Origin of the sequence: Nocardiopsis eucommiae (assembly GCF_965344335.1) — a bacterium.
In the GTDB taxonomy this organism is placed as follows: Bacteria; Actinomycetota; Actinomycetes; order Streptosporangiales; family Streptosporangiaceae; genus Nocardiopsis; species Nocardiopsis eucommiae.
Window position 1 is genome coordinate 36,174 of record NZ_CBDRIY010000026.1, and the last position, 18,336, is coordinate 54,509.

Here is an 18,336-nt window from a genome sequence, read left to right on the forward strand (position 1 = left end):
CCTTCATGACCTGCGACGACGTGGGGCTACGAGGCCCCCTCCGTGGGCGTCGCCTCCTCGTCCTCGTCCTCCGGTTCACCGATCCGCCGGTCGGGGTCGGCCTCGATGTGCCGCTCGACCTGCGCCGACGTGAGCCCGATCCCTCCGAGGTCGATGTCGTCACGGGCCTGGAGGCGACCGGTCTCGGCGTCGAAGTACAGGACCGACGCCTGGTACGGGGTCGGCCGACCGGAACCGTGATCCAGGCCACGCAGCCCGGCGCCGCCGGTGGAACCCTGGACGAGGAACCTGGTGCCCAGGTCCGTGAGCTCGGTGGAGCGCAGGTGCTCGTTGCCCGCCAGGACCAACGGCACCACTCCGTCGAACGGCCGCGCCTGGGTCCGGGTGTGCAGGATCGCGACGTCCACGTCCTCTCCGCCGCCCCGGACCGACGCCGCCTGCTCCTCACCCAGCGCGGCGACCCCCGCCGCGTCGGGGTTGAGCCGGGTGGCGTCCGGGGTGAACCGGGGGTCGCCCGCCCCGTAGAAGGTGAGGCCGCCGACCTCCTCGACGTCCCCGTCCAGGACCACCGCGTTGGGCTGGGCCGCCACCGCGCGCTGGGTTCCCATGGAGTCGTGCTGGCCGCGCACCCACACGTAGGGCACGTCCAGCTTCCCGATCTCCTCCGCGAAGACGTCCTCCGCCGCGCTGCCGCGGTCGGTGAGGTCGCCCGAGTCCACGATCACGTCCACCCCGTACTGCTCCTGGAGTGTGGCGATGATGCTCCACGACGCCGGGTTGAGCTGGATGTCGGACACGTGCAGCACCCGGATGACGGACTCGTCGTCGTCGTAGACCGGCAGCGAGGACGTGGCCTCGTAGATCATCGACACGTTGCCGACGAGACCGGCCAGTTGCTCCTGGTACTCGCTGAACCGGCTGACGACGTCGTCGGCGCTGCCCACCACCTGGGGGGCGCCCGCGATGAGGCCCGTGTAGCGCGGCTCCGCGATGGCGCTCGGGTTGAAGGTGAGCCCCGCCAGGCCGCCGAAGCCCACGAGGACGAGCAGCGAGGTGGCGCCGCTCGCCAGGGCGCGCCAGCCGCTGCGGAACAGCAGCAGGCCCATCAGGGCCGCGCCGAGGGTCGCCACGAGCAGGGAGCGCAGCAGCAGGGCGGTCACACCGCTCGTGAGGTCGGCGCCGATCCCCGCGGCCATGCGGTTGATGGCGTCGGGGTCCGCGAACATCTCCTCGGCCGCCGAGAGCCGGATGTCGGTGATGGTCGCCTCGAGTCTCAGGGGCGCCGTGTGGGTGTCGAACGCCAGCTGGCCCAGCGGCGCGACGTTGACGACGGTCTCACCGTGCCACTGGGGGCTCAGGGAGAAGGTGACGTCGGCCGGGCCGATCGGTGTGACCACCTGGCCGCCGAGGGCCAGCCCGAGCCAGCCACCGACCAGTCCCGCGACGACGACACAGCTCCACCGCCACGCACGCCCGGCTCGCCACCGGCGAAGGGTCGCACGGGACCGTTCGAGGGCCCCCCGGTAGTCGTACGCGCGGATCTCTCCCCAAGACAACACACCACCATCATGCCGTTGACTGAAGCCGTTCCCAATGTTTCCTCCCGTCCAGAGTGTTATGTCTCTTCCTCGCCACACCGTGAAGGCAGCACAATGGCAGGCGTGGTTGAACTGACACGCAGGGACTTCGAGGAACTGGTGGCCGACGCCCTGGACCAGATCCCGCCGGAGCTGGCCCGACTCATGGACAACGTGGTGATCACGGTGGCGGAGGAGTCCCCGGAGGGCCTGCTCGGCCTGTACGAGGGGATCCCGCTGACCGAGCGCGGGGACTCCTACTTCGGGGTGCTCCCGGACCAGATCTTCATCTACCGGCGCAACATCTGCGCGATGTGCGAGACCCCCGACCAGGTGGTGGAGGAGGTGCTGATCACCGTCATCCACGAGATCGCGCACCACTTCGGCATCGACGACGCCCGCCTCACCGAACTCGGCTGGGGCTGATCCGCTCACCCAGAGCGATATTCCGGAGAAATAGAGATCCGAAGATCCCATAAATTCCGGCATCCGAGACATTCGTGACACCATTCCGGCGAGTAACGGAAGCGCCCTCCCGACCGGAACCCCCGGAGAGCGCACGACACTCCCCCACATCGGCACCCACCTGGGAAAACGATCCGGACAGCAGGCTCCGGGGGCGATACCGAATCACATCGGGAGACATTACTCGGAGCAACGAATCAGACACGAATTCCCCCAACCCGCTTGCCAGCCCGACGCTCTTCCGGAACCGTTGGTCATGGGGGCACGACACAGCGTGATTCACCCCTGTGACAGTAAGGGAGTGCCTGGTGGGCAATCCGAGCCTCGACAGGGCCGCTGACGGCGGAGACCACGAATCTCCGAAGGGGCAGGACAACAAATGGCGTAGCAGTTACCGCGACGTCATGGCGATAGCCGAGTTCCGTTCCATGTGGTTGGCCCACGCACTGTCGATGATCGGCACCAACCTGCTGAACATCACTTCCAGCGTCCTGGTGTACCAACTGACGGACTCGGCCTTCGCCGCCGGGATCACGCTGGCCGTGATGTTCCTGCCGCCGATCCTCGCCGGTCCGCTCTTCTCAGGGCTCGCGGACATACTGCCGCGCCGCCAGGTGATGGTGGCCTGCGACGTGATCAGGGCCGTGGTCATCGTCGTCGTCGGCATACCCGGCATGCCGGTCTGGGCGGTCTGGGCGCTGCTGTTCGTCTCGATCCTGCCGTCGATCCCGTTCGCCGCCGCGCGGGCGGCCCTGCTCAGCCAGATCGTCCAGGGTGAGCGCTACGTGGCCAGTACCGCGATCATCCAGCTGACGGCGCAGATCGGGATGCTCCTCGGGCTGATCGCGGGCGGTGTGATCGTCACGTTCGTCAGCCCCAACGTCACCCTGATGTCCACGGGAGTGCTCTTCGTCCTGTCCGCGCTGATCCTGAGGTTCGGCGTGAGGGCCCGCCCCGCTCCGGTGCGCGAGCAGGGCGGCGAGAAGCGCCCCGGCCTCCTGGTGATGACCAGGGACGGCGCCAAGCTCGTCTTCGGCGACCCCAAGCTGCGCGTCCTGGCGATGCTCGCCTGGCTCGCGGGTCTGTACTCGATCCCCTACGGGCTGGCCAACCCCATGGCCACCGAAGCGGGCGCGGGGCCCGCCGCGGCCGGGTTCATCATGGCGGGCCAGTCGATCGGTGCGCTCGTGGGCGGTTTCGTCCTCACCCGGCTGATACCCCCGCCGACCCGCACCCGTCTGCTCGGCCCGCTGGCGATCCTCACCTGCGTGCCGCTGCTGCTCTGGGTGTTCCCGATGCCGCTGTGGATGATGATCACCGCCCTGACCCTCTGCGGGGCTGCCGGTTCCTATCAGTTCGTGGCCAACGCGGCCTTCGTCCTCTGTGTGCCCAAGGAGGGCCGTGGTCTGGCCTTCGGCCTGGTCGCCTCAGGGCTCCAGGCCGCGCAGGGCATCGGCATCCTGCTGTCCAGCTACTTCGTGGAGCTCACCAGCACCAGCACGGTCATCGCCGGTGCGGGGCTGCTCGCCCTGCTCTCCGCGATCTGCCTCGCGGTCCCGTGGGCACGGATGTCCCGGGAGGTCGCGGAGCGGATGGAGGCCACCGAGTCGGAGTCCGCCTAGCGTTCGGCGCGGTGCTCCGCGGGCTGTTCGCAGGCCTGGTCGGTCTCTCGTTCGTCCCGTGGGGCACACAGCTCACGCCGCTGCCAGCCCGGGTGCGCGCGCAGGGTCCACATCAGTTCTCACTCGACTTTCCCTGGAAGTTACGGATGATCTGCTCCAGCAGCGAACGCCGCTCGCTCTCGGCCGGCATGAGCAGCCAGGCCAGGACGTAGATCGGGATACCGGCCATACCCAGCAGGGCCAGGACCACGAAGACGATCCGGATGATCGTGGAGTCCACACCGGTGTAGGCGGCGATGCCCCCGCAGACGCCGGTCAGGAAGCGGTCGGTCTCGCTGCGCTGGAGTCGCTTGGTGGCGAAGTTCTCGTTCATACCTCCACCTTGCCCTCTGGTGCCGACGATTCCCATCGGGGACAGCCCTGGGTGGTCCCTGACTTCCGCCCCCGAAGGGTCCGACGGCACCCGCCTCCGGTGCGTTCCCGAGACGTGGGGCACATCAGCGCTCGGGGGCGAAGACCTCACCCAGCGTCCGGAAGGCCGCTCCGAGGTGGACCCGCAACGCGTCGATCCCGTCCTCGTCCTGCTCCGGAACCGCCCTCATGGCGTGCCGCATGGCGGACATGGCGGCGGCCGCCGCCACCTGGGAGCGCGTGTCGTCGGCGGGCACCCCCTCGCGTTCGGCCATCGCGGCGGCCACGCTCCGCTCGACGTCGTGGAAGCGGCCGAGCAGGCCGGGCAGGAGGTGGGGTTCGCGGTCCACGAGCTGTCTGCGCAGGGCGATGTCGGCGCGCTGTCTGCCGAGGTCGCCGGAGACGAGGAGGGAGGCCATCAACAGCGAGCCGAGGTCCTCGGTGAACACGCCGGTGGGGCCTCCGGCCACGAACGCCGCGCGCGCCTCCTCGTCGAGGGAGACGGGGACGCCGTCGAGGAGCGCGTCCTCCTTGGTGGCGAAGTAGTTGAAGAAGGTCCGGGGCGAGACCTCGGCCTCGGCGGAGATCGCCTCCACGGTCACGTTCTCCAGACCGCGCTCCAGGGTGAGGCGCACGGCGGCCTCCCGCAGAGCCCGGCTCGTGGCCAGCTTCTTGCGTTCTCGCAGCCCCATAGGTCCTCCCGTTACACGGACAACATTTGCAGCCCGCGCAATATTTCCTCAGGTGTATCTTCGCGCACCCCAGGGCCCCTCAGGGACGCACCCCTCCGGGTTCGCCCGGGGACACGGCCCGCCGACGCCCGGTGATCATCTCACCCCCTGCGACCGGGGGCGCGACCGCCGAGGCGCCCCCACCCACGCGGCGAGCAGGCGAGTCCACTGCTCCACGACTCCTGCGGTGTCCGGCATGTCGCCCCGTGTGACGTTCCGCCGGCGCTCGGGGCACACCACGAGGCCCTGGCTCAACGGCAGAGAAGCGGACCTGTGATCGGCGGGTTCGGGATTGGATTCCCGTGGGCCTGCTCGCTCTGTTCCCAGCGATATTCCACGGCGCTCATCGCCGCCGATGGCACTCTTCTCGCCACTAGGAGATTTCCGCGCAGGAAAGACGACAACTCCCACGCCAAAACGCTCCCGAAGAGCGGTCCGCGGACCGGCCCAGGAACTGGGACGCTCCACGTCGGGCGCGGTACTCCCCGCGCCGATCCGGAGGGACTCCCCGGACCTCAGTACTGGTTCAGTCGGCGCAGCTTCGGACGCGTGCGCAGGACGATGTACACAGCGGTCCACACCACGGCCACGGCCAACGCGACAAGGGCGCCCTGCCCGAACGCCAGGGACATCCTCGTGTTGGCGAGGAAGAGCACCACGATGAACGCCATGGGGAAGTGGAGCACCGCCTGCATGATGTAGCGGAAGCGCAGATCCCGTACCATTCTGACGCCGAAACCGACACCACCGGCGGCAATGCCTCCGGTCGTTCGTACGGCGCCCACAAAAGCGTCGCCTGGGGCGTTGACCACCCGTCCACCGATGTCGCTCATATCCTGCTCGTACTGGGCGTTCGCTCTCGCCCTGGCGATGTCGTGCTCCAGCCCGGTGACCCGGTACCCGCCGTGGAAGTTGTCTCTGCTGATACGTGCCATGATCGTTCTTCCTCGTCCTTCGAGTGGAACTCGCCATTCCAGCGGTGCTGGTCGGGGATGGAGACGCGTCGTCGCCGACGGACGCTGTGAGGGAGCAGCCGTTCCTCTCTGGCCCACGGTGATCCTGGTACTCGAGTCAAATCTACAGGAGGTCGTCAGTTCTCGTAGAAGCGATCGGCACCGACACTCCTGTGCCCACTCTCCAGCCTCGAAAGGCCCCCGCTCCGGGCAATTCCTCTGCCTGGAGCGCGGAATCCGAACCTGATCTGGGACAACACGGTTTCTTTCCTTGGAGGAGTTTTCTCCCGGCGGCGGCGCCTTTGCTGGTCAGGGGTGTGGGCTGAAGGTCGAGGGCCTCCTTGGGGCGGGGGACACCGAGCTCAGGACGGGAGGATCATCGGCCCGACCGGGAAGAGAGCCGTGGCGAGACCATACGTCCCATCGCGCGCAGCAGGCCCCGGAACTCGGCCCCGTTGGGGCGGACACCCAGACCGGCGTACATAAAGGCGTTTCCGTACTCGGCCATGAGAACGATCCGGCCTTTCTCGATGTCGAACCGGATCACGTAGGTGTTGCGGTAGGGCTGGCCCGTGCGTGCGACGACCATGTCGCCGATGCCGTGGAAGAACAGCTCGCCGCCGTCGGGTGAGACGCGCCATGTGTGGTCGCGCCACAGGAGCGGTGTGAACTTGTCGAAAATGGCGCGCGTGTAAGCGAGAACCTCCCTCTTGCCCTTCATGTCCGCGACGCAGAAGCCCCGTGTGCGACCAGCGATGACGTCCGCGACGCCGTCGGGGGTCGTGGCACTTCGGGTGTGCATGAACAACTGCCGTGCGTCGTCGGCCAGGGTTCGGGCCACGGCTTCGATGTCCTTGGCCTCGACGGCGCGGACGAACTCCCGGGCGATGCCGAGCCCGGTGTGGGTGGCGGGTGCTCGTGTCTCGTCATTCATGAGAATTTCCGATCAGGGTGTTCCACTCAGGAGCGGGTTCCGTGTGAACCGGGCGCGCTCTCGATGATGCGGGGCACCGAACCGGGGAGGAAGGCCGCGTTGAGGCTGGTACGGGCAGGGCCATGCTGTACCGCCACACAGGGCGGAACGACGGGGACAATGGGCGGTATGTCGAGCAGCGATCGGACCGGGTTCGGGGAGTACCTGAGGCGGCGCAGGGCCGCGATGGGCCCGCCGGAGCCGCGGGGCAGTGTGCGGGCGTCCCGTCGGCGGGTTCCGGGGCTTCGCCGCCAGGAGGTCTCCGATATCGCGGGTATCTCAGTGGAGTACTACACACGCCTCGAACAGGGGAGGGTGCCCCGTCCGTCGCGCGAGACGCTCACCTCGTTGGCACGGGCGTTCGGTCTCTCCGACGCCGAACGCGACCACCTCTTCCGGCTGGGTGGTGAGCCCCCGCCGGAGCCGCCCTCTCCCGCCTCGGTCATTCGACCCGGGTTGCTGCGTCTGCTGCGTGGCCTCGACGACACGATGCCGGTCACCGTGCATGACGGACGACTCGATCTCCTGGCACGCAACAAGGCCGCGGAGGAGCTGCTCGGCCCCCTGACCGGCGTCGGTCGGTTCGGGCGCAACATCGCCCACCAGGCCTTCACGACCACCGTGCTGTCGGACTTGCTCGGAGGCGACGGTGGGGAGCGGTTCCTGCGGGTCGCGGCCTCCGAACTCCGCACGGCGCTCGGCCGGTACCCCGATGACGACTACCTTCGCTCGTTGTTCGCCGAGCTCACCGCGACCAGCCAGAGCTTTCGCGACCATTGGGAGAACGGGGAAGTCAGCGTTTCGAGATCCGAGATGAAACAAATGCGCCACCCGACCCACGGGTGGGCCCGATTCGAGATCGAGATGCTCCATGATCCCGAGCGTGACCACTGGATCATGCTCTACACGCCCCAGGACGACGAGTAGTCCTCCGCGCGGGACGGGAGTTCTGGCCACGGCGCGGCGCCAATTCACCTCTGACAGGCCCCGGGTAATGGAAAACCCCGGGTTCGAGCGGGACACCTACGCTCGGCCCGAGGTTTGTCGGTAGGCCCCCAGGGGCTCGAACCCTGAACCCACGGATTAAAAGTCCGTTGCTCTGCCAATTGAGCTAGAGGCCCGCGCTTCGACCTGGAGGCTGCCCCCGGCCGTCGCCGGGACAACTCTACCGCAGCGGCGGGCGGTCGCGGCGTCCGGTCACGGCCACTCACCGCCGCCACCACTCGGTTCCGTTGAGTGCGAGGACGGGGAGAGGAAGGCGGTGCACGCGGGTCTGGTGAACACCCGAGCCTCCGGGAGAGCGGTGGCGCGCCGCCCCACCGCGCCGTGGTCCCTTGACCGCGAACAGGCGGGAGAACGCGAGCATGGTCCAGGAACGGGTGAACACCGCCTCCACGTGGCGGCCTTGAACCGGGGAGGACGTTTCTGGTTGGTTGACGGAGGTCCTCGTGTGTTCGGGGCCCGGGGGAAGCCGAAGGAGCCGACCGTTGCTGAGTAGCGAGCTCGCCGCGCTGGCCGGGGTCACCGTCCGCACGCTGCGGCACTACCACCAGATCGGGCTGCTGCCCGAGCCGCCGCGATCGAGCGGGGGCTACCGACGCTACGAGGTGGGCCACCTCGTCCGCCTCCTGCGCGTCACGAGGCTGGCCTCGCTGGGTGTTCCCCTGTCCGTCCTGCCCTCGGTGCTGGACGACCCCACGGCCGCGGAGGAGCTCCTGGACGAGCTCGACGACCGGGCCTCGGCGGAGATCGAACGGCTCACCCGTCGCCGGGCCGACATCGCCGCGCTGCGACGTGGCGGCACCCCGCCGGACCTGCCCCCGGAGCTCTCGGAGTGGCACCCCGCCCCCGAGGCCGGGACGCCGACGGACATGGCCCGGCACGAACACGAGCAGCTGGTCCTGGCCGCGCACCTGCTCGGCCCTGCGGCGTTCCGCTCCCTGTTCGGCGGTCTGACCGTGCCCCCGCACGTCACGGCGCGCTTCTACGCGCTGGGACCCGACTCCCCCGACGACGAGGTCGCGTCCGTGGTCGACGCACTCCTCGCGCACGTCGAACCGATCATGGCCGAACTCGCGAACCTGCCCCAGCTGGACTCCCGGGCCTCAGAGCTCCTGGAACAGCTGAACGAGCAGAACCTCGGGCCCGTGCAGCGGCGCGTGCTGCGCCAGCTCCAGCTTCGACTGGCCAGCCCCGAAAGTGACCCGGGTCACTCCGGGAGGGCTTGAGTCGGACGCGACGTCGGGGTCTGGACTGGGTGGTGTCCGCACTCACCCGACCGCAGGGATCCGCCATGACCACCCCACCGAAGCCGTTGGCCGTCGAGGACTTCTTCGGCCCGCCGTCCCGGAGCCGCGCCGTCCTGTCCCCGGAGGGCACGAGGGTCGCCTACCTCGCCCCGTGGCGGGAACGGCTCAACGTGTTCGTCCGTGACCTGGACTCGGACTGGGACAACCCCGACGCCCCGGGGGTCCGGCGCGTCACCTCCGACACCCGGCGCAGCATCGAGAGCTTCTTCTGGAGCACCGACGGCCGCTACCTGCTGTTCCAGCAGGACGCCGACGGCGACGAGAACTGGCACCTGCACCGTGTCGACATGGCCCGGCCCGAGGAGCCCCCGGTGGACCTGACCCCCTACGGGGGCGTCCGGCTGCTCGGCACTCAGCTCCCGCCGGATCGGCCCGGAACGGCCCACGTCCAGCTCAATATGCGCCGCCCCGACCTGATCGACCTCTTCGAACTCGATCTGGACACCGGCGAACTGACCGGCGTGGCGGAGAACCCCGGCGACGTCGTGGGCTGGCTGCGCGCCCCGGACCGGTTGCTCGCCTTCACCATGGAGGAGGGCGGCGACCACGTGCTCTCGGAGTGGTCCGGAGGCGACCGGCGCCCGATCGCACGGTTCTCCGGCACCGACGCGCCCTTCGGGCTCCTGCCCGCCGCGCTCACCCCCGACGGCGAAGGGCTCTGGACCGGTTCCGCACGCGGATCGGACCGCACCCGCCTCGTCCGGGTCGACCTGGGCACCGGTGCGGAGACCGAGGTGGACAGCCACCCCGTGTTCGACCTGGACACCCCCCGTCCCGAGGCGGATCCGCGCTTCCCGTCCTCGCTCATCCTGCACCCGGGCACCGGGGACCTCCTCGGAGCCCGCTACCTCGGTGCGCGTCAGGAGATCCACGCGCTCGACCCGTACTTCGCCACGGTGCTGTCCCGGCTCCAGGAGCTCTCCGACGGGGACCTGGCCCACGTGTCCTGCGACGCCACGGCCCGGCGCTGGGTGGTGGACTTCACCCACGACCGCGACCCCGGCGTCACCTGGTTCCACGACCACCTGACCGGGGAGACGCGCCGCCTGTTCCGGCCGTTCCCGCACCTGGACCCGGACCGGCTCGCCCCGGTCGCCCCGATCACGCTGACTGCCCGCGACGGCCTGCCCCTGCCCTGCCACCTCACCCTGCCGGTCGGGGTCGAGCCGCGCGGTCTGCCCACCGTGCTGCTGGTGCACGGTGGACCGTGGTACCGGGACAGCTGGGGCTACGACCCGGAGGTCCAGTTCCTGGCCAACCGCGGCTACGCGGTCCTCCAGGTCGACTTCCGCGGCTCCACCGGTTACGGCAAGGCCCACACCCAGGCCGCGATCGGGCAGTTCGCCGGGCGCATGCACGACGACCTGATCGACGCGCTCGACTGGGCGGTCGACCAGGGCCACACGGATCCGGACCGGGTCGCCGTCTACGGCTGCTCCTACGGGGGCTACGCGGCGCTCGTCGGGGCCGCGTTCACCCCCGACCGGTTCGCGGCGGCGGTGAGCTACACCGGGATGTCGGATCTCGTCGACCTGGTCCGGTCGGTCGTCCCGTTCGCCCGTCGCAGTGTCGAGAACAGCTACCTGCGCTACATCGGGGATCCGGACGACCCCCGTCAGGAGGCCGAGATGCTCGCCCGCTCGCCCATCAGCCGGGTCGACGACATCACCGCGCCGGTGCTGCTGGTCCACGGTGCCAACGACGTCCGCGTCCACCGCCGCCACTCCGACCGCGTGGTCGACGCGCTCCGAGCCCGGGGCGCGGAGGTCGAGTACCTGCTGAACGAGTCCGAGGGCCACTGGTTCGTCAACACGGACAGCAACGTCGAGCTGTACGGCACGCTCGCACGCTTCCTGGCCCGCCACCTGGGTGGACGGTCCTAGACGACGGTGACGTGGGACCGGGTCCGGAGGCACTTTCCGGCCCCGTCCCCTCGCGTGGCCCGGAGCACGCGCACCCGGATCGTGTGGTCGGCGACCCCGCCTTTGTCGTCCGTTCTCCGAGCCCTTTCCACGGAGATCACGGACCGTCATCCGGAACCCGTCGAAGCGCGTGTGTTCCATGCCACCCGAGATTGTTTCCGCCCATCATGAATAAGGCCCTCGAAAAGTGGCAGTAATGCTTGTACAGACGGGCAGCGACGCCACCGATCCCCACAAGGAGGAGGGCTTCATGGGCCAGTCGGAGAAACTCAGGGGCAGGACCACCCAGGTCACGGGCAGGGTCAAGGAGATGGCCGGAAGGGCGACCGGAAACAACCGGCTGCGCAACCGGGGCCGTTTCGAAATGTTCAAGGGACGCGCCCTCACGCGCACCGCGGGGTGGAAGGACTCCGTCCGCGGCACCCTCAGGAGTCTGCGCTCCCCTGGGCGGTGAGACCCCGACCGCCTGAGGACGACATCGAACCGTCGGCCCTTTCCACACGGCGTGGGAAGGGCCGACGCGTGTCTCAGGGACGGCGGGTCGAGAGGACGCAGAACTCGTTGCCCTCCGGGTCGAGGAGCACGACCCAGCTGAAGCCGTCCCCGGGCACGTCGGCGCGCCGGGCGCCCAGGTCGAGCAGCCGCCGAACCTCCTGGTCCTGCTCCCTGTCGGTGGGGTTGACGTCGATGTGCAGCCTGTTCTTGACGGTCTTGCCCTCGGGCACGCGCGCGAAGGTCAGTACCGGGGCCACCGGGCCCGCCCCGGCCGCCCCGGCCTCGCCGGGGGCGCCGATGGCGACGAACCCCTCCTCCTCGTCGTCGTCCTTCACCTCGTAGTCGAGGGCCGCGCACCAGAACCGGGCGAGCAGGTGCGGGTCGGCACAGTCGATCGCGAGCTCGGTGAACTTGCTGGCCATGCCGGGACCTCCGGTCTCACGGGACGTTCGCTGTCGCGGACATCCTTCCAGGTTCGCCTCCGGGAGTCTCTTGACTTATCGTTCACCCAGTTCAGGCTACAGTTATCGAACAAGGTTTCGATCGCAGTGTCTTCCCCCTCCGGCTGTGAACACACGCAGAGAGGGGAGAACCGGTGTTCACGCACCTGCGCGCCGCCTCGTCGTTCTCCTTCCGGCACGGCACCGCCCCTCCCGCCGCGTTGGTCGAGCGCGCCGCGCTCGACGGCCAACCCGTGGTGGCCCTCACCGACCGGGACGGGCTCTTCGGTGTCGCCGAGCACATCCGGACCTGTGAACAGGCCGGGGTGCGCCCCGCCCTGGGCACGGACCTCGCCCTCGCCTCCCCCGAGGGGGGACGGATCGTGGTGCTGGCCCGGGGCGCGCGGGGCTGGACCAGCCTGTGCCGCCTGGTCACCGCCGTCCACCGCGCGCCCGGTCCCGTGGCCGTGCTCCCCGAGCAGCTGGCCGAGCACCACGAGGGTCTGGTGGTCCTGTTGGGACCCGACTCCGACGTGGGGCGCGCCGTCGCGCAGGACCGCCCCCTGCACGCCCGGACCCTGGTGACCGCCTGGCGGGGGGTGGGTGTGGAGCTCGCCCTGGCCCCGCACGACCACGGCGCCTCCGGGCAGCGCCGCACCGCCCGGGACATGGTGCGTCTGGCCGACGAGGAGCACCTCCTGGCCGTGCTGACCAACGCCGTGCGCTACCCCACCTCCGAGTCGGCGGGGGTGGCCCTCGCCCTGGACCGCATCCGCCAGCACGCTCCCGGCGGCTACCGTCCCGCGCCGCGCACCGAGAGCGCCCACCTGGCCACCGGTGAGGAGATGTTCCGGATCGCGGTCGGTGTGTGCGGCGGGGACCGTACGCGCGCCCGCCGTCTGGTCGCGCACACCCTCGCCCTGGGCAGCTCCTGCGCGCTGGATCCCGTCGCCGACCTGGGTTGGGGCCGCCTGCACCTGCCGGAACGCCCTCAGGCCGCCGCCGACCTGCGCGGCCGGGTCACCGGGGGCGCCTCCCTGCTGGGGTTGGAGGGGGACCGCCGCGTCGACGAACGGGTCCGGCACGAGCTGGAGGTCATCGGCCGTCTGGGGCTGGAGAGCTACTTCCTGACCGTGGCCGACGCCGCCCAGGCCATCCGGGACAAGCAGATCCGCTGCTTCGCCCGGGGTTCGGCGGTGGGCAGCCTCGTCGTGCACCTGCTGGGCATCTCCGCGATCAACCCCCTGGAGCACGGCCTGCTGTTCGAACGGTTCTGCACTCCGAGCCGCCCCGGACTGCCCGACATCGACCTGGACGTGGAGTCCGACCGGCGGCTGGAGGCCTACGACGCGGTCATCGCCTCCCACCCCGGGGCCAGCGCGACCGTGGCCATGATGGAGACCTACCGTGCCCGCAGCGCCCTGCGGGACGCCGGGGCGGCGCTGTCGCTGCCCTCGGTGGAGGTGGACCGCATCGCCTCGGTCTTCCCCCGGGTGCGGGCCTCCCGCATCAGCGAGACCGCGCGCGAGCTCCCGGAGCTGCGGAGCCTGGACGGCCTGGACAGCGAGCACGTGCGCAGGCTCTTCTCCCTCGCGGAGCGGTTGTCGGGCCTGCCCCGGCACGTGGCCATGCACCCGTGCGGGCTGGTGCTGTCGGACCACGCCATGGGCGACCGGGTCCCCACCCAGCCCTCCGGCGCCGGGTACCCGATGGTCCAGGCGGACAAGGAGGACGTGGAACACCTCGGGCTGCTCAAGCTGGACGTCCTCGGGGTGCGTATGCAGTCGGCCCTGGCGCACACCCTGGACGAGATCGACCGCACCTCGGGGCGGCGCCCGGACCTGGAGGCCCTCCCGGACGGGGACCCCGCCACCGCGCACATGGTCGCGGCCTCGAACACCCTCGGCTGCTTCCAGATCGAGTCCCCCGGGCAGCGGGAACTGGTCTCCAGGCTGCGCCCGGACGGGGTGCCCGACCTCATCGCGGACATCTCCCTGTTCCGCCCCGGGCCCATGGGCACCGACATGGTCGCGGCCTACCTCGGGGCGCGGGAGGGCTCCGAGCCACCCCGGCTCCCCCACCCCGACCTCGCGCCGGTGCTGGCCGAGACCGGCGGGGCGCTGCTCTTCCACGAGCAGCTCCTGCACGCCGTCGACACCATGACCGGGTGCGGGCTGGACCGCGCCGAGGCCATGCGGCGCGCCCTGGGCACCGAGGAGGGCCGTCGCGAGGTGGAGACGCAGGTGCGTTCCCTGATGTCCGAGCGCGGGTACGACGCCCGGACCGTCGAGGACACCTGGCGGCTGGTGGCCGCGTTCGGCAACTTCGGCTTCTGCAAGGCCCACGCGGCCGCGTTCGCCCTGCCCACGTACCAGAGCGCCTGGCTCAAGCGGCACTTCCCCGCCGCGTTCTTCGCCGGGGTGATGACCCACGACCCCGGCATGTACCCGCGCCGGGTGCTCCTCAACGACGCCCGCCGCATGGGGGTGCGGGTACTCGGCCTGGACCTGAACGCCTCCCAGCGGCACTGGGGGCTGGAACCGGTCGGGGAGCGCTGGGGGCTGCGCCCGGCCCTGGCCGACCTCGGCGCCGTCACCGGGGCCGAACTCGACCACCTGCTGGCGCGGCGCCCCTTCACCGGTCTGCGGGACCTCCTCGCGCGGGGGTCGCTGTCCCGTGAGGCGCTGGACAACCTCGTCCTGGCCGGGGGGCTGGACTCCCTGGCCGGGGTCACCGGCGCCCCGGGCGCCCCGGACCGGCGCGACGTCCTCGTGCACGCGCACTCCCTGGCCCAGGCCCAGCACCGGCACGGGGACGCCCCCGGGCAGCTCTCCCTGGACGAGACCCCCGAGACCGTGCCCGCCGGGGTGGCCGCCCCGATGACCCACGCCGACCGCGTCAACGAGGAGCTGCGCGCGCTCGGCTACGAGCTCTCCGGGCACCGGCTGGACGCCCACGCGGAGGACTTCGCCAGGCTGGCCTCCACCCGGAACCTGGTCCTGGCCAGGGACCTGCACCGTTTCCCGGACGGTGCCCGGGTCCTGGTGGCCGGGGTGCGGGTCTGCACCCAGACCCCGCCCACCCGTTCGGGCAAGCGCGTGGTCTTCACCAGCATCGAGGACCGCAGCGGGGTCATCGAGGTGGTCCTGTTCTCCGAGGCCCAGCGGCGCTCCGCCGGCGCGGTGTTCGGTTCGGAGCTGCTCGCCGTGCACGGGCAGGTCCGGCGGTCCTCCCCGGGGGCGCTGCCCACCATCACCGCCACCCGCGCCCTGCCCCTGTCGGAGGTCTGAACGGCGTCCGGTCAGGCCCGCGTCCCGGGGCCACGGAGACGCCGGGTGGAGCGGCGGAACGCCCAGACGACCACGACGACGGCCAGCGCCGTCAGCGGGAGGCCCGTCACGGTGTCCGCGATCGCGAGCCCGGTCGTGGAGTCGGCGACGTAGAGCCACTGCCGTACGGCGAACCGGCCCGCGAACATGAGCGTCACCGCAGCGGTGGCGAGGTCGTGCACCAGCAGTGTGGAGCGGTCCTCGCGCCAGGCGTGGCCGCCTCCGTGGACGGCGTTCCAGACCACCCCGGTCAGCGGTCGGCGGGCGACGAGCGAGACGAACAGGACGACCGCCCCGACCAGGGACGCCCAGATCCCGATCAGGAAGAAGTCGTTGGCCGACCCGGTCGCGGCGGCCAGGCCACCGGCCACGGCGACGCCGAAGACCCCGCCCAGCGCGGGCATGAGCTTCTCACCGCGCCACAGCCGGAACACGGCCAGTGCCAGGGCGACCGCGACCGCGCCCCCGATCGCGGCCAGCAGGGAGAGGAAGGGGACGAGCACCGCGAAGACCACGACCGGCAGGACGGAGCACAGCATCCCGACCGGACCGCCGACCCCCTTCAGCACCTCCTGCCTGAGGTCGACGGGCGGTGCGGCGGGGGTCCTCTCCTCAACGGTGTCGGACGTGGTCTCGGTGGGGTCCGTGGCGAGCGGGGCCATGTCGTTCCTCTCGTTGGTCTCGGGAGGCCGGGTGCCGGGGGCCGGACCCTGCCTGCGCGTCCACGTCCAGGATTCACCGTGTCCGGGCCGACCGACAGTGACGGAGTGTCATGACTTCGCACCACGAATGTCACTACCCCCGGTCACTCCGGATCAGCGAGGAGGTCCGTGTGGGCCGAGGCGTTGCCCAGGGACCGCAGCAGCTCCCCCACGAGGCGGTCGGTGGCGCTGCCGGGCTTCTCCAGCTCCAGCTGCGGGACACGGGTGACCTGCTCGTAGCGCTCGGCGTCGTACTCCGTGCCCGGTGAGGAGGCGCGCTCCCCGTCCCACGAGGACACCCCGTGGGTGTTGGTGACCGCCACCCCCACGTCCCAGCTGCCCCCGTACCCGGCGTCCTCGGACAGGCTCGCGAGCAGGTCCAGGAAGGCCCGCACCCGGAAGGCCAGGGCGCCGTCGAAGAACAGGTACCGGCCGTCGCTCCGGTCGGCCGCCCGCCCGCAGTACAGGGACACCTCACCGCGTTCACGGACGACGAGGCGCAGGTCCCGTTCCTCCCGTACCACCATCGACGACGTGGACAGCTGGCTGGCGATCCCCACGCCGCCCGCGGTGCGGAAGCCGGAGACGAGCTCCCCGAAGACCGGCGACACCCGGGCGGCCGCACCGGCCCGTTCCCGGGTCAGCCGCGAGACCCCGTCCCGGACCAGGTCGAACAGGAGCGGCCGCGCGTCCTCGGCGGCGGTCCAGGCCTTGAACATGCCCGGGATGCGCCGCGAGGGCAGCGCGACCACGTGCAGGTGCGCCAGCGCCCCCTCCGGGAACGGGTCCTTCTCCACCTGTTCGCGCAGCGCGGTGCGCACCACGTCCAGCGAGGTGTCCCTGGCCCGGATGAGCCGTTCCACCTCGGTGTCGGGCAGGCGCCGTTTCTCCCGGTCGCCGCGCCCGTAGTACGCGCCGCCCGCCATGTGCGGGGCGAGCGGGGAGGCGGGCACCTCGATGAGCAGGTACCCGTGGCCGGGCCGCTCGCTCTCCAGCCACTCGACGGACACCTGGAGCGGCGGGTCGCAGGAGGACGCGGCGATCCGGGCCGGGGTCTCCAGGATCTGGTCGACCCACTCGACGGGAGCGAGCTCGAACCGTCCCTCGGTCTTGACCTCCCGCACGCCGACCACGATCAGCCCGCCGTCGATCGCGAAGGACGCCATGTCCTTGGCCTGGTCCTTGGAGCCGCGGAGTTGTTGCTTCGCCTCGCGTTTGGGGGTCTCGGTGAACGCGCCCTCGTTCAGGGCGGCCTCGAGTTCGGCTTCGCTGGCGGGACGCCATGTCGGGGGCAGGAGTCGATCCATGTCGGCATCATGCCCACTCTCGTCGGCAACCCCGCACGTCTTCGCGAATCAGCCCCGAAGACGGCGGCTCCGGGTGGGCGGAGCCCCGGGCCTCAGGGGTGCGCGGGAGCCGTGCCAGGGCCCCGGAAGGTGCGGCGGTAGGCGCGGGGCGAGACCCCGAGTTCGGCGTGCATGTGCTGGCGCAGCGAGACGGCGGTGCCGAACCCGGCGCGGTCGGCGACCCGCTCCACCGGCAGGTCCGTCCCCTCCAGGAGCTCGCGTGCCAGGTCCAGTCTGCGCAGGGCGATCCACCGGCCCGGGGACAGGCCGGTCTCCTCCCGGAACCGGCGCGTGAACGTGCGCACGCTCATCGACTCCCGCTCCGCGAGGTCGGCCAAACGGGGCTGGAGGTGCAGGTGCTCCTGGGCCCAGGCGCGGGCGCGGGCGGTGGCGGACCGCTCCGGGTCGGGCACGGGCAGCCGGACGTACTGGGCCTGGCCGCCGTCCCTGTGCGGTGGCACCACGGTGTTGCGGGCCACCTCGTTGGCCACGGAGGCGCCGTGGTCGGTGCGGACCATGTGCAGGCACAGGTCGGTGCCGGAGGCGACCCCGGCGGAGGTCAGCACCCGTCCGTTGTCGGTGAAGAGCACGTCCGGGTCGAGTTCGACGTGCGGGTACATCGCGCGGAAGGACCCGGCGGACATCCAGTGCGTGGTGACCCGGCAGCCGTCCAGGAGGCCCACGGCGGCGAGCACGAACGCCGCCGAGCAGACGGAGGCCACCCTCGCGCGCGCTCCGACGCGGGCGAGGGCGGCGGCCAGTTCGGGACGGATCGGGTCGTGCGGTCGCTCGGCGTAGTCCTCCTCGGCCGCGGGCAGGACCACGGTGTCCGCGTCGTCGAGGGCCTCGGGGCCGTGGCGGACGTTGAGGGTGAGGTCGGTGTCGGTGGTGACCACCCCGGCCTCCAGGGCGCAGGTGACCACCTCGTAGAGCGGCTGGCCGTCCGCTCCTCGGGCCCGGCCGAACAGGCGGTGGACGATCCCGGCCTCCATGGGCAGCACCCCGTGCCGGACGAACACGGCCACGCGGTGGCGGCCGGGGCGGACGAAGACGCTCATGCCG

16 protein-coding genes and 1 tRNA gene are annotated in these 18,336 nt (G+C 70.9%); 7 read left to right on the forward strand and 10 right to left on the reverse strand.

Annotation, left to right across the window (positions count from 1 at the left end):
- Positions 1-26: 26 nt before the first annotated feature.
- The gene (locus ACRWK8_RS17380; protein WP_378736194.1) at positions 27-1,556 is read right to left on the reverse strand and encodes a metallophosphoesterase family protein; all 1,530 of its coding nucleotides are present in this window, start codon (positions 1,554-1,556) and stop codon (positions 27-29) included.
- Positions 1,557-1,652: 96 nt separating this feature from the next.
- Here ACRWK8_RS17380 and ACRWK8_RS17385 point away from each other — a divergent pair, with 96 nt between their 5' ends.
- Both ACRWK8_RS17385 and ACRWK8_RS17390 read left to right on the forward strand, forming a co-directional pair.
- Positions 1,653-2,003 carry a metallopeptidase family protein gene (locus ACRWK8_RS17385; RefSeq protein WP_378736093.1) on the forward strand — a complete coding sequence of 117 codons (351 nt, stop codon included), beginning with the start codon at positions 1,653-1,655 and terminating at the stop codon, positions 2,001-2,003.
- A gap of 347 nt (positions 2,004-2,350) precedes the next feature.
- Complete coding sequence (locus tag ACRWK8_RS17390) at positions 2,351-3,664, forward strand: MFS transporter (protein ID WP_431871522.1); 1,314 nt, start codon at positions 2,351-2,353, stop codon at positions 3,662-3,664.
- A gap of 112 nt (positions 3,665-3,776) precedes the next feature.
- On the opposite strand, the gene ACRWK8_RS17395 is transcribed toward ACRWK8_RS17390, so the two are convergent.
- The 4 genes from ACRWK8_RS17395 to ACRWK8_RS17410 form a co-directional block, all read right to left on the reverse strand.
- The gene (locus ACRWK8_RS17395; protein ID WP_378736091.1) at positions 3,777-4,037 is read right to left on the reverse strand and encodes a PspC domain-containing protein; all 261 of its coding nucleotides are present in this window, start codon (positions 4,035-4,037) and stop codon (positions 3,777-3,779) included.
- Positions 4,038-4,161: 124 nt separating this feature from the next.
- Positions 4,162-4,767 carry a TetR/AcrR family transcriptional regulator gene (locus ACRWK8_RS17400; RefSeq protein ID WP_378736089.1) on the reverse strand — a complete coding sequence of 202 codons (606 nt, stop codon included), beginning with the start codon at positions 4,765-4,767 and terminating at the stop codon, positions 4,162-4,164.
- A 554-nt stretch (positions 4,768-5,321) separates the two neighbouring features.
- On the reverse strand, positions 5,322-5,741 hold the full coding sequence (locus ACRWK8_RS17405; RefSeq protein ID WP_431871525.1) for a hypothetical protein: 420 nt from the start codon (positions 5,739-5,741) through the stop codon (positions 5,322-5,324).
- A gap of 394 nt (positions 5,742-6,135) precedes the next feature.
- Positions 6,136-6,693: a nuclear transport factor 2 family protein gene (locus ACRWK8_RS17410; RefSeq protein WP_378736085.1), complete on the reverse strand. Its 558-nt coding sequence runs from the start codon at positions 6,691-6,693 to the stop codon at positions 6,136-6,138.
- Positions 6,694-6,861: 168 nt separating this feature from the next.
- On the opposite strand from ACRWK8_RS17410, the gene ACRWK8_RS17415 reads away from it, so the two are divergent.
- A complete protein-coding gene (locus ACRWK8_RS17415) occupies positions 6,862-7,659 on the forward strand; it encodes a helix-turn-helix transcriptional regulator (RefSeq protein ID WP_431871527.1) in 798 nt (265 codons plus the stop codon).
- A 121-nt stretch (positions 7,660-7,780) separates the two neighbouring features.
- On the opposite strand, the gene ACRWK8_RS17420 is transcribed toward ACRWK8_RS17415, so the two are convergent.
- Positions 7,781-7,853 (reverse strand) — tRNA-Lys (locus tag ACRWK8_RS17420).
- A gap of 366 nt (positions 7,854-8,219) precedes the next feature.
- On the opposite strand from ACRWK8_RS17420, the gene ACRWK8_RS17425 reads away from it, so the two are divergent.
- From ACRWK8_RS17425 to ACRWK8_RS17435, 3 genes are all read left to right on the forward strand, one after another.
- Positions 8,220-8,960: a MerR family transcriptional regulator gene (locus ACRWK8_RS17425; RefSeq protein ID WP_431871529.1), complete on the forward strand. Its 741-nt coding sequence runs from the start codon at positions 8,220-8,222 to the stop codon at positions 8,958-8,960.
- A 65-nt stretch (positions 8,961-9,025) separates the two neighbouring features.
- Positions 9,026-10,924: a S9 family peptidase gene (locus ACRWK8_RS17430; protein ID WP_431871531.1), complete on the forward strand. Its 1,899-nt coding sequence runs from the start codon at positions 9,026-9,028 to the stop codon at positions 10,922-10,924.
- 235 nt (positions 10,925-11,159) lie between these two features.
- Complete coding sequence (locus ACRWK8_RS17435) at positions 11,160-11,417, forward strand: CsbD family protein (protein WP_378736056.1); 258 nt, start codon at positions 11,160-11,162, stop codon at positions 11,415-11,417.
- A 73-nt stretch (positions 11,418-11,490) separates the two neighbouring features.
- Here ACRWK8_RS17435 and ACRWK8_RS17440 read toward each other — a convergent pair whose 3' ends face one another.
- Positions 11,491-11,880 (reverse strand): VOC family protein, encoded by a 390-nt coding sequence (locus tag ACRWK8_RS17440; RefSeq protein ID WP_431871533.1) that lies wholly within the window; start codon positions 11,878-11,880, stop codon positions 11,491-11,493.
- A gap of 173 nt (positions 11,881-12,053) precedes the next feature.
- Here ACRWK8_RS17440 and dnaE point away from each other — a divergent pair, with 173 nt between their 5' ends.
- Positions 12,054-15,188, forward strand: a complete 3,135-nt coding sequence (gene dnaE / locus ACRWK8_RS17445) for a DNA polymerase III subunit alpha (RefSeq protein ID WP_431871535.1) — start codon at positions 12,054-12,056, stop codon at positions 15,186-15,188.
- Positions 15,189-15,199: 11 nt separating this feature from the next.
- Here dnaE and ACRWK8_RS17450 read toward each other — a convergent pair whose 3' ends face one another.
- The 3 genes from ACRWK8_RS17450 to ACRWK8_RS17460 form a co-directional block, all read right to left on the reverse strand.
- Entirely contained in the window at positions 15,200-15,889 is a 690-nt protein-coding gene (locus ACRWK8_RS17450) for a DUF3159 domain-containing protein (RefSeq protein WP_378736050.1), read from the reverse strand.
- A gap of 143 nt (positions 15,890-16,032) precedes the next feature.
- Positions 16,033-17,235: an AlbA family DNA-binding domain-containing protein gene (locus ACRWK8_RS17455; protein WP_431871537.1), complete on the reverse strand. Its 1,203-nt coding sequence runs from the start codon at positions 17,233-17,235 to the stop codon at positions 16,033-16,035.
- Between the two features lie 92 nt (positions 17,236-17,327).
- Positions 17,328-18,332 (reverse strand): GlxA family transcriptional regulator, encoded by a 1,005-nt coding sequence (locus ACRWK8_RS17460; RefSeq protein WP_431871539.1) that lies wholly within the window; start codon positions 18,330-18,332, stop codon positions 17,328-17,330.
- Positions 18,333-18,336: the final 4 nt, after the last annotated feature.